14 protein-coding genes and 1 pseudogene are annotated in these 12,987 nt (G+C 66.3%); 12 read left to right on the top strand and 3 right to left on the bottom strand.

Annotated elements, in window-relative coordinates:
• Nucleotides 1–226: 226 nt before the first annotated feature.
• Nucleotides 227–325 (top strand): annotated as a pseudogene (locus BUB97_RS26900) (P-type conjugative transfer ATPase TrbB); the annotation flags it as partial.
• Between the two features lie 4 nt (nt 326–329).
• Here BUB97_RS26900 and BUB97_RS12530 read toward each other — a convergent pair.
• Both BUB97_RS12530 and BUB97_RS12525 read right to left on the bottom strand, forming a co-directional pair.
• The gene (locus BUB97_RS12530; RefSeq protein WP_073135195.1) at nt 330–1,598 is read right to left on the bottom strand and encodes a type II toxin-antitoxin system HipA family toxin; all 1,269 of its coding nucleotides are present in this window, start codon (nt 1,596–1,598) and stop codon (nt 330–332) included.
• On the bottom strand, nt 1,595–1,837 hold the full coding sequence (locus BUB97_RS12525) for a helix-turn-helix transcriptional regulator (protein ID WP_073135194.1): 243 nt from the start codon (nt 1,835–1,837) through the stop codon (nt 1,595–1,597). Before BUB97_RS12525 ends, BUB97_RS12530 begins: the two co-directional genes overlap by 4 nt.
• 350 nt (nt 1,838–2,187) lie before the next feature.
• Here BUB97_RS12525 and trbB point away from each other — a divergent pair, with 350 nt between their 5' ends.
• From trbB to BUB97_RS12470, 11 genes are read left to right on the top strand one after another with little or no spacing between them, the layout of a single operon-like run.
• Nucleotides 2,188–3,129 carry a P-type conjugative transfer ATPase TrbB gene (trbB, locus tag BUB97_RS12520; protein ID WP_217659657.1) on the top strand — a complete coding sequence of 314 codons (942 nt, stop codon included), beginning with the start codon at nt 2,188–2,190 and terminating at the stop codon, nt 3,127–3,129.
• Nucleotides 3,126–3,458, top strand: a complete 333-nt coding sequence (locus BUB97_RS12515; RefSeq protein ID WP_073135192.1) for a TrbC/VirB2 family type IV secretion system protein — start codon at nt 3,126–3,128, stop codon at nt 3,456–3,458. Before trbB ends, BUB97_RS12515 begins: the two co-directional genes overlap by 4 nt.
• Nucleotides 3,458–3,739 (top strand): VirB3 family type IV secretion system protein, encoded by a 282-nt coding sequence (locus BUB97_RS12510; RefSeq protein ID WP_073135191.1) that lies wholly within the window; start codon nt 3,458–3,460, stop codon nt 3,737–3,739. The genes BUB97_RS12515 and BUB97_RS12510 overlap by 1 nt, the downstream gene beginning before the upstream one ends.
• A gap of 9 nt (nt 3,740–3,748) precedes the next feature.
• Nucleotides 3,749–6,187, top strand: coding sequence for a conjugal transfer protein TrbE (gene trbE, locus BUB97_RS12505; RefSeq protein ID WP_073135190.1), 2,439 nt, complete (start codon nt 3,749–3,751; stop codon nt 6,185–6,187).
• The gene (trbJ, locus tag BUB97_RS12500) at nt 6,187–6,945 is read left to right on the top strand and encodes a P-type conjugative transfer protein TrbJ (RefSeq protein WP_456306334.1); all 759 of its coding nucleotides are present in this window, start codon (nt 6,187–6,189) and stop codon (nt 6,943–6,945) included. Before trbE ends, trbJ begins: the two co-directional genes overlap by 1 nt.
• A gap of 10 nt (nt 6,946–6,955) precedes the next feature.
• Nucleotides 6,956–7,237: a putative entry exclusion protein TrbK-alt gene (gene trbK-alt / locus BUB97_RS12495; RefSeq protein WP_073135188.1), complete on the top strand. Its 282-nt coding sequence runs from the start codon at nt 6,956–6,958 to the stop codon at nt 7,235–7,237.
• Between the two features lie 3 nt (nt 7,238–7,240).
• Nucleotides 7,241–8,590, top strand: coding sequence for a P-type conjugative transfer protein TrbL (gene trbL / locus BUB97_RS12490; protein WP_073135187.1), 1,350 nt, complete (start codon nt 7,241–7,243; stop codon nt 8,588–8,590).
• Entirely contained in the window at nt 8,587–9,276 is a 690-nt protein-coding gene (gene trbF, locus BUB97_RS12485; protein WP_073135185.1) for a conjugal transfer protein TrbF, read from the top strand. Before trbL ends, trbF begins: the two co-directional genes overlap by 4 nt.
• Nucleotides 9,273–10,253 (top strand): P-type conjugative transfer protein TrbG, encoded by a 981-nt coding sequence (gene trbG / locus BUB97_RS12480; RefSeq protein ID WP_073135183.1) that lies wholly within the window; start codon nt 9,273–9,275, stop codon nt 10,251–10,253. The genes trbF and trbG overlap by 4 nt, the downstream gene beginning before the upstream one ends.
• Nucleotides 10,250–11,449 (top strand): TraB/TrbI/VirB10 family type IV secretion system protein, encoded by a 1,200-nt coding sequence (locus tag BUB97_RS12475; RefSeq protein WP_073135181.1) that lies wholly within the window; start codon nt 10,250–10,252, stop codon nt 11,447–11,449. The genes trbG and BUB97_RS12475 overlap by 4 nt, the downstream gene beginning before the upstream one ends.
• Nucleotides 11,449–11,703 (top strand): DUF2274 domain-containing protein, encoded by a 255-nt coding sequence (locus tag BUB97_RS12470; RefSeq protein ID WP_073135179.1) that lies wholly within the window; start codon nt 11,449–11,451, stop codon nt 11,701–11,703. The genes BUB97_RS12475 and BUB97_RS12470 overlap by 1 nt, the downstream gene beginning before the upstream one ends.
• On the opposite strand, the gene BUB97_RS12465 is transcribed toward BUB97_RS12470, so the two are convergent.
• Nucleotides 11,621–12,589 (bottom strand): LysR family transcriptional regulator, encoded by a 969-nt coding sequence (locus BUB97_RS12465; protein WP_139281338.1) that lies wholly within the window; start codon nt 12,587–12,589, stop codon nt 11,621–11,623. The genes BUB97_RS12470 and BUB97_RS12465 overlap by 83 nt on opposite strands.
• Between the last annotated feature and the right edge of the window lie 398 nt (nt 12,590–12,987).

Genomic DNA, 12,987 nt, shown 5'->3' with positions numbered 1-12,987 from the left:
TGGCTTGACCTAATCGACGCATACCCGATCCATACGGGGATATCCCGCCCTTAGCCTGTCTTTCTCCATATAGTCCGATGCCCCCGAGGGTTGTTGCAACACCCCAATTCCCGCCTTTCTTACTCGTCCCCGACCCAGGGCCGCGCGTCGCACGGGTCCGCAAGCGAACGGGGACAACGTGGCGGTCAATGATCAGCAATCGGAAGCAGCCTCCCGCAGCGCACGTATGTTGCGCACCGCGTTGGGACCCGCGGTCGCCCGATTCCTGGAAGACCCCGCGATCGTGGAGATGATGCTAAACCCCGGTTGGCGGCTCTGGGTCGACTAATTCACCGAACGGCTCCCGCGACCGTCAAGGCGCAGCGCTCGGCGCGGTCGCGGATCGTTTCGGCAAACTTCTCAATAGCCATACGGTCCAACTCGGGACGCGAAAGCTCCTCTGCGACGGCGGCTGCTTTCTCAAGGACCCTGTTGCTGATCTCCGCAACCCGCCTTCGTATCAGTGGCAGGCCGAGACCCGCGTCCGCCGCGAACGCTGCCCAGCTTTTGGCATCCAGCTCCGCGAGCGTTGCACGTTTTCCGATCTTCATGGCGAATTTCGGCGAGAGATCGGGATAGGCGACAGTCGCAAGCAAATCATAGAGCGGGGCGAGGCGTGGACCTTCGGCGTCATAGAGAATCGAGAAGTTCTTGCCGTGTGCGTCGGCGTTCCCGGCGATCACATTGAAGATCACCGCATCGAGAAGCTTCAGCACATCGACAGCGGGCCTTGCGGCGACGCGGCGGAGCAGCGCGAAGCAATCCTTGAAGGTCGGGCCGCCTTCGCTCGCGTATTTGGTCTCCGGTGGCACGCCGAGCGCCTGGCAGAAATCCTCCTGATGGATCCGGCGCACGAAGCCATCGTCGCCGATGGCGCGGTCATAGCGCTGGACCAGTAGAAGCGTTCGATCCTGCACGGTGCGCGCTTCGACTGGCGCGACATCGAGACCGATTGCGGCGGCAAGGCGCATTACGAACGCCTCGTTCTCGGTCGTGGCCGTGAAGCGCGAAATCGGCGGCTTGAGAATATGCGTGGTCGGCTGGCCCGGCGCAGGCAGCGCTACCGCCCCATCCACCAGCACCACCGGCACCTTCGATTGCGCGCCGGCGAGCGAAAGGCGCAGCCCTTCCTCGCCCGCGAGCAGCGGGCGGACAGGCAGCGCATCCAGCACCCGGATCAGCCCTGCATCGTCAAGCGGCGTTGGCTGCTGGTCGAGGGCGGGTGTGGTCGGTGCTTTGCCGGGCGGCAGAAGCTGAAGCGCGCCCGCGACATCCCCGCCGAGGCGATCGAGAAGGGCGAAATCATTGGCGCGCGACACGCCGAGTGCCTGAGCCGCCGCATCGCGCTGGCCTTCCTCCGGCAATAGGCCGCCGAAAAACGGACGGCATTCGCGACGGGTGAACGGCTCTGCCCGCTTTGGCAGCGAGGCGGACAAGGGCTGCGCCTCCTCATCGCTCAGCCACTCCGGCGCATAGGCGAAGCCGAGTTCACCATGCTGGTTCTGCGTCAGTTGGCCCACCAGGTGCCCGTCCCACCAGATATCGAGGGTGCGCGTCATGCTTTCGGCGCTCCTTTGGGGTCGGGTGGCGGTGTGATATCGAGCGAACATCCGAGCGCAGACAGGACCTGAAGCGTCTTGCCGATCTGTGCGGTCGGCTTGCCCGCTTCGAGATCGACGATGAAGCGCAGGCCGACGCCAGCGGCGCCGGCAAGCTCGTCCTGCCGCAGGCCAGCGGCCTTGCGGGTGGTTCGCACAATGTCGCCGATCTGGGCGGTGGTGAAGTTGCGTCTGGCCATGATATTTACCGAACGGGAAAGTATCATGGATTTCCGAAGAATGTCTATAAGAATTTCCCGCTCGGGAAAGCTTGCGCCTCGGGGTAGCTCCTTGGTCTGAATTATTCCCGCTCGGGAAAACGCGCCGATCGGGAGCCTCAGACGCTGCCGTGGCTCTGCGCGGGTCCGCCGATCGCCTGTCTTTCTTCGCCACAGTACGATGACCCCCTGAGCGTTGTTGCAACGCCCCAATTCCTGCCTTTCTTACTCATCCCCGATCCAGGGCCGCGCGTCGCGCGGGCCCGCAAGCGAACGGGGACGACGTGGCGGTCAACCATCAGCTATCGGAAGCAGCTTCACGCGGCGCACGCATGCTGCGCACCGCGCTGGGGCCTGCGGTCGCCCGATTCCTGGAAGACCCCGCGATTGTCGAGGTCATGCTCAACCCCGATGGGCGGCTCTGGGTCGACCGGCTCTCTGACGGCCTGTCCGATACGGGGGAACGACTTTCGGCGGCCGATGGCGAACGCATCGTCCGCCTCGTCGCCCATCATGTCGGCGCCGAGGTGCATGACCGTCGGCCGCGTGTCTCGGCCGAACTGCCCGAAACCGGCGAGCGCTTCGAAGGCCTGCTGCCGCCTGTCGTGACGGCTCCGGTCTTTGCGATTCGCAAGCCTGCCGTCGCCGTCTTCACGCTCGACGACTATGTCGCCGCGAGCATCATGACGGCCGACCACGCCGCCATCCTCCGGCAGGCGGTCGCAGCGCGCGCCAACATCCTCGTCGCCGGCGGAACCAGCACCGGCAAGACCACGCTGACCAATGCCCTGCTGGCGGAGGTCGCGAAGACAACCGACCGCGTCATCGTCATCGAAGACACCCGCGAGCTGCAATGCCGGGCGCAGAACATCATCGCCATGCGCACCAAGGACGGCGTCGCGACCCTGTCCGACCTGGTGCGCTCCTCGCTGCGGCTGCGGCCGGATCGGATCCCGATCGGCGAGGTGCGTGGGTCTGAGGCGCTCGATCTCCTGAAGGCCTGGGGCACCGGCCATCCTGGCGGGATCGGCACGATCCACGCGGGCACCGCGCTCGGCGCGCTGCGCCGCCTCGAGCAGCTCATCCAGGAAGCTGTCGTCACCGTCCCCCGGGCGCTGATCGCCGAGACCATCGATCTGGTGGCCGTGCTCTCCGGCCGCGGCGCTGCGCGGCGTCTCGTCGAACTCGCCCGCGTCGAAGGGCTCGGGACGGACATCGACTACCGCCTTTCCCCCGCAACCCAGCCTCCCGACCCACAAGGAGAACCCGCATGATCCGACATATCGCGCGCGGCCGTCAGCGCCTCGCAACCGCCGCCACGGCGCTGACCCTGAGCTTTCTTCTGGCGCCCGCCGCCCACGCATCTGGCTCCTCGATGCCCTGGGAAGCGCCGCTGCAGTCCATCCTCCAGTCGATCGAGGGACCGGTCGCCAAGATCATCGCGGTGATCATCATCATCGTCACCGGCCTGACGCTGGCGTTCGGCGACACGAGCGGAGGATTTCGGCGCCTCATCCAGATCGTCTTCGGCCTGTCGATCGCCTTCGCGGCGTCCAGCTTCTTCCTGTCGTTCTTCTCGTTCGGCGGCGGGGCGCTCGTCTGATGGCGGGCCTCCTGCATCATCCCGATGAAGTCGCGGGCTTCTCGGTTCCGGTCCACCGCGCGCTGACCGAGCATATCCTGCTGGGCGGTGCACCGCGCAGCATCGCCATCATGAACGGCACACTCGCCGGCGCTGTCGGTCTCGGCTTGCGGCTGTGGCTGGTCGGTCTCCTCATCTGGGCGATCGGCCATTTCGCTGCCGTTTGGGCAGCAAAGCGCGATCCGCTATTTGTCGAAGTCGGCCGCAGGCATATGCGCATTCCTGGCCATCTCACGGTCTGAGGCTTGGCCATGATAAACCTCGCCGAGTATCGCCGCACCGCGACCCGCCTCGCTGATTTCCTGCCCTGGGCGGCGCTGGTCGGCGAAGGGGTCGTGCTCAACAAGGATGGCAGCTTCCAGCGCACCGCGCGTTTTCGTGGTCCCGATCTCGACTCAGCTGTGGCCGCTGAACTAGTGGCCGTCGCCAGTCGCCTCAACAACGCCTTCCGGCGTCTGGGCTCGGGCTGGGCGATCTTCGTAGAAGCGCAGCGCCACGAAGCCGCCTCCTATCCGGCAAGCCGCTTCGCGGACGCCGCCTCCGCCCTCGTTGATGCGGAGCGCAAGGCCGACTTCGAGGAAGCGGACGCGCATTACGAGTCAAGCTACTTCTTGACCTTTCTCTATCTCCCGCCTGCCGAGGACGCCGCGCGGGCGGAGACCTGGCTCTACGAGGGTCGCCAACAGTCCGGCGTCGATCCCCATGAAGCCCTCGCGGCCTTCATTGACCGCACAAACCGCGTCCTCCAGCTCGTCGACGGGTTCATGCCGGAATGCCGGTGGCTCGATGACGGCGAGACCCTGACCTACCTGCACTCGACCGTCTCCACGAAGCGCCACCGCGTCCGCGTACCCGAAACACCGATCTACCTCGATGCGCTTCTCGCCGATGAGCCACTGACCGGCGGCCTCGAGCCGCGGCTCGGCGCCGCTCATCTGCGCGTACTGACGATCAACGGCTTTCCGACCGCGACGACGCCAGGGATTTTCGACGATCTCAACCGGCTCGCCTTTCCCTATCGCTGGTCCACGCGGGCGATCCTCCTCGACAAGACGGACGCCACGAAACTGCTGACGCGCATCCGGCGGCAGTGGTTCGCCAAGCGCAAGTCGATCGCCGCAATCCTGAAGGAGGTAATGACCAACGAGGCCTCCGCGCTTGTCGATACGGACGCTGCGAACAAGGCGGCCGATGCCGACATGGCCTTGCAGGAGCTTGGCGCCGACTATGCCGGTCAGGCCTATGTGACCGCCACCGTCACTGTTTGGGATACCGATCCGCGCACCGCCGACGAGAAACTGCGCCTCGTGGAAAAGGTGATCCAGGGCCGCGACTTCACCGCGATGTCCGAGACCATCAATGCCGTCGATGCCTGGCTCGGTTCGCTGCCCGGCCATGTCTACGCCAACGTCCGCCAGCCACCGATCTCCACCCTGAACCTCGCCCACATGATTCCGCTCTCGGCGGTCTGGGCCGGGCCGGAACGGGACGAGCATTTCGGAGCGCCGCCGCTGCTCTACGGCAAGACCGAAGGCAGCACGCCTTTCCGCTTTTCGCTGCATGTCGGCGACGTCGGCCACACACTTGTCGTCGGGCCGACAGGTGCAGGCAAGTCCGTCCTGCTCGCGCTTATCGCGCTTCAGTTCCGGCGCTATCCGGACGCCCAAGTCTTCGCCTTCGACTTTGGCGGCTCGATCCGCGCAGCCGCGCTCGCCATGGGGGGCGATTGGCACGACCTCGGCGGCAGCCTGACGGACGGCGCCGCGTCCTCTGTGTCCCTCCAACCACTCGCGCGCGTTCACGAGACCCATGAGCGTGCCTGGGCAGCCGACTGGATTGCCGCCATGCTTGCCCGCGAGGGCGTCACGATAACGCCGGAAGTGAAAGAACATCTCTGGACGGCGCTGACCTCGCTGGCGTCCGCGCCGATCCCTGAGCGCACGCTGACAGGCCTCGCCGTCCTCCTCCAGTCGAACGATCTCAAGCAAGCGCTGCGACCCTTTTGCGTGGGCGGTGCCTACGGACGGCTGCTGGACGCCGAAGGCGAGCAGCTAGGGGAAGCTGCGGTCCAGGCCTTTGAAACCGAGGGGCTGATCGGCGGCGGCGCGGCGCCGGCGGTGCTCGCCTATCTCTTCCATCGGATCGGCGACCGTCTGGACGGGCGGCCCACGCTCCTGATCGTCGACGAAGGCTGGCTCGCGCTGGACGATGACGGCTTCGCGGCGCAACTGCGCGAATGGCTGAAGACGCTGCGCAAGAAGAACGCGTCGGTCGTCTTCGCCACGCAATCGCTGGCCGACATCGATGGGAGCGCGATCGCTCCGGCCATCATCGAAAGCTGCCAGACGCGCCTTTTGCTGCCGAACGAACGCGCGATCGAACCCCAGATCACCACGATCTACCGGCGCTTCGGCTTGAACGACCGCCAGATCGAGATCCTCAGCCGGGCCACACCCAAGCGCGACTATTACTGCCAGTCGCGGCGCGGCAACCGGCTGTTCGAGCTGGGGCTCTCCGAAGTCGCCCTCGCGCTCTGCGCGGCATCCTCGAAAACTGATCAGGCCGCCATCGAGGCGATCCTCGCCGAGCATGGCCGCGACGGCTTCCTGTCCGCCTGGCTGCGCGCCCGCGATGTCGGATGGGCCGCCGACCTCATCCCCGATCTCACCAACCTGGAGCCCACGCCATGATGATCCGACGCTCTCGCGCGGCGCTGTTCGCCGCAACCATCCTGTCGCTGCCCGTCACCTTCTCGCCCGTGTTCGTGACCCCGGCAGCGGCGCAGTGGGTCGTTTATGATCCGACCAACTACGTCCAGAATGTCCTATCGGCCGCGCGGGCGCTCGAGCAGATCAACAACCAGATCCAGAGCCTCCAGAACGAAGCGCAGATGCTGATCAACCAGGCCCGCAATCTTGCGAGCCTGCCCTATTCCTCGCTTCAGCAGCTCCAGCAATCGGTGCAGCGTACGCAAGCGCTTCTGGGTCAGGCACAGCGCATCGCCTTCGACGTGCAGCAGATCGACCAAGCCTTTCAGAGCCAGTACAGCAACATCTCGCTGTCGACTTCGGATCAGCGTCTCGTCTCCGATGCACGATCGCGCTGGCAGAACACGGTCGGCGGCCTTCAGGACGCGCTTCGCGTGCAGGCCGGTGTGGTCGGCAATATCGACACCAACCGCGCCGAGATGGCGGGTCTGGTCGGGCAGAGCCAGGGTGCGACCGGCGCGCTTCAGGCAACCCAAGCCGGCAACCAGTTGCTCGCATTGCAGGCGCAGCAACTCGCAGACCTGGTCGCTGTGGTCGCTGCGAACGGCCGAGCGCAGGCGCTTGTCGATGCCGAACGAGCCGCAGCCGCCGAACAAGGCCGTGAACAGCGCCGCCGGTTCTTGACGCCCGGCTCCGGCTATCAGCCCGGCAACGCCCGGATGTTCCCGAACGGCAACTGAGGACAGCAGGATGGACGGCAAGACGCTGGCCCGCGTGGGCGCAATCATCTTCGTCTCCGTCGCAATCACGGCAACGGCGATCGAGATGACCCGGAAAGAGGAAAGGCCAGCGGCTCGGCCGACGCCCGTGCTTGAGGCGCCGCCGGACCCGCTGCGCGAGGGCCAGCGTCGGTGCCAGCAGATGGGGGAAGCCGCCGCCAGAGACAGCGAGTGTCTGCGCATCTGGGCCGAAACCCGCGACCGTTTCCTTGGCACCCGCACCGCGCCGCGACGCGCCGACGAAGGGCGGTGAGCCATGGGCGGAAGCGGCGTCATCGACAATTTCCTCGGAGTCTTCACCTCCTACATCGACAGCGGGTTCGGCCTGCTCGGCGGCGAGGTGGCGTTCATCGCGACGACGCTGATCGTCATCGACGTCACGCTGGCCGCCCTGTTCTGGAGCTGGGGCGCGGATGACGACATCATCGCGCGTCTGGTGAAGAAGACGCTGTTTGTGGGCGTCTTCGCCTACATCATCGGCAACTGGAACAACCTCGCGCGGATCGTCTTCGAAAGCTTCGCCGGCCTCGGACTTCAGGCGTCTGGCACCGGGTTTTCCATCCAGGACCTGATGCGCCCGGGCCGGGTCGCGCAGACGGGTCTCGATGCGGCGAGGCCGCTGCTCGAATCCATCTCAAACCTGATGGGCTGGATCGCCTTCTTCGAAAACTTCATCCAGATCGCCTGCCTGCTCTTCGCCTGGGCGCTGGTGCTGCTCGCCTTCTTCATCCTCGCCATCCAGCTCTTCATCACGCTGATCGAATTCAAGCTGACCACGCTGGCCGGCTTCGTCCTGATCCCGTTCGGCCTGTTCGGGAAGACTGCCTTCATGGCCGAGCGCGTGCTGGGCAACGTCATCTCGTCTGGCATCAAGGTACTGGTGCTCGCCGTCATCATCGGCATCGGCTCGACTCTGTTCAGTCAGTTCACAGCAGGATTCGGCGGTCAACCACCGACCATCGACGACGCGATGGCCGTCGTATTGGCGGCGCTGTCGCTTCTCGGTCTCGGCATCTTCGGTCCGGGTATCGCCAACGGCATCGTTTCCGGCGGCCCGCAACTGGGCGCAGGCTCCGCTATCGGCACCGGCCTCGTCGCGGGCGGCGCAGCCATGGCTGCCGGCGGCGCGGCCGGGCTCGCCTTGCGCGGTGGCGCGAGCGCCATTTCCGGCGGCGCCGCCGCCGTGCGCGGTGGAGCCACCGCGGCGGGAGCCGCCTCCGCTGCCTACAGTCTCGGTTCCCTCGGCCAGTCGGGCGCCGCCGGCGTCGCGTCGGGCCTCGGCGGCGTCGCACGAGCGGCCGGCGGCGCGGCAGCCTCTCCGCTGCGCCGGGCCGCGCAAAGCGTTCGCTCGAGCTTCGCCGCCGGCGTCAAAAGCGGCTTCGGAGCCACCGGCGGTTCCTCGAGCATGGGAACGGTCGCGAATGATGCCGGTTCGGCCGCACCGGCAGCCACAGGCTCTGCCGCCAGCCCGCCGGCTTGGGCGCAGCGCATGCGACGTGGGCAGACCATGAGCCACGGCGTCACACTCGCGGCACACGCGATCCGATCGGGCGACAGCCACGGCGGCGGCTCTTCCATCAATCTCTCCGGAGGCGACCGCACATGAGCTTCTTCAAGCGACCCGCAACCCACTATGGAAAGACGCCCGAGCCCGAGACGCCGTATCAGCGCGCGGCGCAGATCTGGGATGATCGAATCGGCTCAGCGCGTGTCCAGGCCCGAAACTGGCGGCTCATGGCCTTCGGCTGCCTGATCCTCTCCGCCGGCTTCGCTGCCGCGCTGGTCTGGCAGTCGGCGCGAGGGACCATCGTCCCGTGGGTGGTGCAGGTCGACAATCTCGGCCAGGCGCAGGCGGTCGCGCCAGCGCAGGCCGACTACCGCCCAACCGACCCGCAGGTGGCCTGGCATCTGGCGCGGTTCATCGAGCAGGTCCGCTCGATCCCGGCCGACGCCATAGTCGTGCGGCAGAATTGGCTGCGCGCCTACGAGTTCACGACCGATCGCGGCGCGGCGGCCCTCAATGACTTCGCCAGCGCCAACGATCCGTTCACCCGCGTCGGGAAGCAGCAGGTGTCGGTCGAAGTGTCGAGCGTGATCCGCGCGTCGCCTGACAGCTTCCGCGTTGCCTGGACCGAACGCCAGTACGAGAACGGCCAGCTCTCCACGACACAGCGCTGGACAGCCATCCTGACCATCGTGATCCAACCCCCGCGCGACGCAGAGCGGCTGCGGGCCAATCCGCTTGGGATCTACGTCAACGCCATCAACTGGTCGCGGGAGATGGGTCAATGAGAGATCATCTCCGCCGATCCGCGAGCCGCAGCTTCCGCCTATCCGGCTCTGCGCTTTTGCTGATCTCCGGATTGGCGCTGGCCGGCTGCGCGACCAACCGGCCGCCACAGGTCAGCTACGACGCCGATGTGCCGCCGCTTCCCCCTGTGCCGGCTGCCGTCACGGAGGCGCCACCAAGGCCGCTTCACACACCGCCCGCCTGGACACCCGCGCGCGGTGGCGCTGCCGCAGGGACGCCGGCGGGCCGCGTGGAGAATGCCAACGCCGCCGCGCGCGTCGAACCACGCCGCGAGGGGTATTACAACTCGATCCAGATCTATCCCTGGAGCGAGGGCGCGCTCTATCAGGTCTATGCCGCTCCCGGGCAGATCACCAACATCGCGCTGGAACCAGGCGAGAGCCTGACCGGCGCCGGCCCGATCGCTGCGGGCGACACGGCGCGCTGGATCATCGGCGACACCGAGAGCGGCTCGGGCATCACCCGGCGCGTCCATGTCCTCGTGAAGCCGACACAGCCAGACATCACGACCAATCTGGTCATCACCACCGACCGTCGCATCTACATGATCGAGCTGCGCTCGGGCGAACGCCCCTATATGCCGGCCGTCGCCTGGGCCTATCCCCAGCCGCCCGCCTCGCAGAGACAGGCAGTGCCCGCAACGCCAGTGATCCCGGCCGTTGCGGCACGGAACTATCGCTACGGCCTCACGGGCGACACGCCGCCGTGGCGGCCAATTTCGGTCTACGACGACGGGCGCCGCGTCTATGTCGAGTTCCCGCGTGGGATCGTTCAGGGCGAGATGCCGCCGCTCTTCGTCATCGGCGCAGATGGCGAACCGCAGATCGCCAACAGCCGGATCCACCAGAACATCCTGATCGTCGACCGCCTGTTCGGCGCCGCCGAGCTCCGTCTCGGCAGTGGCGAGCGCCAGCAGACGGTCCGGATCGTTCGCACCGATGGGAGGCCCGCGTCATGAGCGAGCGCGACACGCCCAACGAAGCCGACGCACCGCTGGTCGGCACACCGCCCGACGATGCCGCTGCGCCCATGCGGCTGCGCGCCGAACCGCCCCGGGTCACCCGACTGTCGCGAAAGGTGCTGGGCGGTATCAGTCTCGTCGCCGCCCTCGGGGTCGGTGGCGCGCTCATCTATGCGCTTCAGACGCGCAGTATCGGCCCTGGCAGTGAGGAGCGTTACTCAACGCAGAACCGGCGAACCGCGGACGGGCTCGCCGGCCTGCCACGCGACTATACCGGTCCGGTGCTTGGGCCTCCGCTGCCCGGGGATCTGGGGCGCCCCATCCTCGATGCGCAAAATCGTGGCCAGCCCGTCACGCCGCCGATGGCGGCAGCGCCCACCGTCGATCCGGTCGAGCAGCGCAGGCGCGCGGAAGAAGAAGCTGCCCGAACGAGCCGCGTCTTCTTCCAGACGGAGGCGCGCGTCGCAGCTCCGATTGCAACAGCTGGCGGAGCAGGCAGCCCGAGCCTCTCTGGGTTGGGTCTTCCGGGCCAGCCAGGCGCACCGACGGCGCAGGATCGCCAACTCGCGTTCCTGAATGCGGGCGTGGATCGCCGCACGGTCTCGCCAGATCGCGTGATGGGTCCGGCATCGCCCTATGTGCTTCAGACCGGCGCTGTCATCGCCGCGGCCCTCATCACCGGCATCCGATCCGACCTGCCCGGCCAGATCACCGCGCAGGTCACGGAGCATGTCTACGACAGCCCGACCGGGCGCATCCTGCTCGTGCCGCAGGGCACGCGGCTGATCGGCGAGTACAGCAACGATGTCGGCTTCGGTCAGCGCCGGGTGCTGCTCGTCTGGAAGCGGCTCATCCTCCCGAATGGCCGTTCGATCGTCCTGGAACGTCAACCCGGAGCCGACGCGCAAGGCTATGCGGGTCTTCAGGATGGCGTCGACTATCACTGGTGGGATCTCGCCAAGGCTGCCGGCCTGTCGACACTGCTGTCGGTCGGCGCGGAACTCGCCGTTGACGATCAGGATCGGCTGCTCCGCGCGATCCGCAACGGCGGGCAGGACACCATCAACGACGCAGGCCAGCAGATCATCCGTCGGCAACTCAATGTCGCGCCGACCCTCACGATCAGACCGGGGTTCCCCGTGCGTGTCATCGTCACCCGCGACCTAGTGCTCGAACCTTATGGAGGGTTGTGATGACCAAGCTGAAGCTCGGCCCGATCATCGACGATAAGCCGGTGAAGGTGACGATTGAACTCCCTGCGCCGCTGCATCGGGACCTCGTCGCCTACGCCGCAGCACTCGGCCGCGAACAGGGCCAGACCATCGGCGATCCGACGAAGCTGATCGTGCCCATGCTCGAGCGCTTCATTGCAACCGATCGGGGGTTCGCCCGCGCGCGCCGCCATGGCAGTCAACGTGCGGCACGCGCCGATGCTCAGGACGCATGAGCCGTTGCCGGGCGAACCAAGCGTCATCACGCTCCGAGAAAGACTTTGCCAGCGCCAGCAGGCGCTCGAGGTTCCGATGCAGCGCCCCTCGCGGGTGGACAGCACCATAGCGGAGAACTGCATCCTCGATCAGGCGAAAAGTGATGCCTGGCACTCCGTAACGGACATGCGCGCTACCTGCGATGGTGACGCCGTCCCCATGCGCGACGATCTGCATCAGAGATTCCCGAGTGACGGACAATTGCTCGATCCGGAGGTCTCCGGGCGAAGTCTGGAGGTTTCGCATCAGGTAATCCTTCGCGAAAACGCCGGTCGGTAAATCGGTCACCACAAAGTGCCGATCACGCAAGTCCTCCCACCGCAGCGCCTTCTGATCGGCAAGTGGGTCACCGTCCGGCATTGCCACGTACACAGGCTCGGCCCACAATTGCGTCACGTCAAAGCCCTTCGCGGGCAATACTTCGGCGACGATACCAACATCAAGCTGCCCCCGCCGCACGGCCGCGATAAGTTCGGGACAGCTGCCCTCGCTGAACCGCAGCTTGACCCCCGGGCGGTCACCCCGAAAGGCCCCGAAAAGCTCGGACAGAAAGCCCATGGTCAGAGGACCGAACACGCCGATCCGAAGATGCCGTCCTCTGTTCGCCACTGTTCTTGCGCCGTCGAGCGCCGATCCGATCTGGCGAGCCCCAGGGGCGGCCTGATGCAGGAATTGTTTGCCGATGTCCGTCAGGTCGACGCCGGCAGGATGACGGCGGAACAGCTGAGCGCCGATCTCATCCTCGACATCACGGATGCGGCGGCTGATAGCCGACTGCTCGACGCCGAGATCCTGTGCCGCGCGTCGGAAGCTGCCGCATTCCGCGGCGGCGATGATGTAACGCACGTGGCGTAGCTCGATCTTCGATCTCGGCACGATGGTTCCCCATGATGCAAAGGTCTTTGCAAACGTAGCCCATTCAGCCCCCGAGAACCGTTCCGATCAGAATATGGGTCTTCTCCGTCTCCTCGCTACCGCCGCCCACGAAATCCTTAAGCGCCGCACGCTCGACTATTGCTACGTCGCTTGCGGACTTCCGGATCGCATCTCGCCGGAGTAAGCAGTAAATGGTGCGTGATCTGAACGGCGCAATTACGGCGCGCAACGCGTGCGCCGAGTCGTGCAGATTCTGTGGACTGACGGATATCCGGCTGCCCTGTCAGCACTGATTAGGACCCGCCGATTTCTACGCTAGAGTCCGCAATTGCCGCACGCCACTCAGACGGGACTTCCGGTATCGGCAC

Source organism: Muricoccus roseus (genome assembly GCF_900141905.1).
GTDB classification, from domain to species: domain Bacteria; phylum Pseudomonadota; class Alphaproteobacteria; order Acetobacterales; family Acetobacteraceae; genus Roseomonas; species Roseomonas rosea.
The sequence above is the reverse complement of the archived record's forward strand: the minus strand, read 5'-3'. Positions and strand labels throughout refer to the sequence as shown.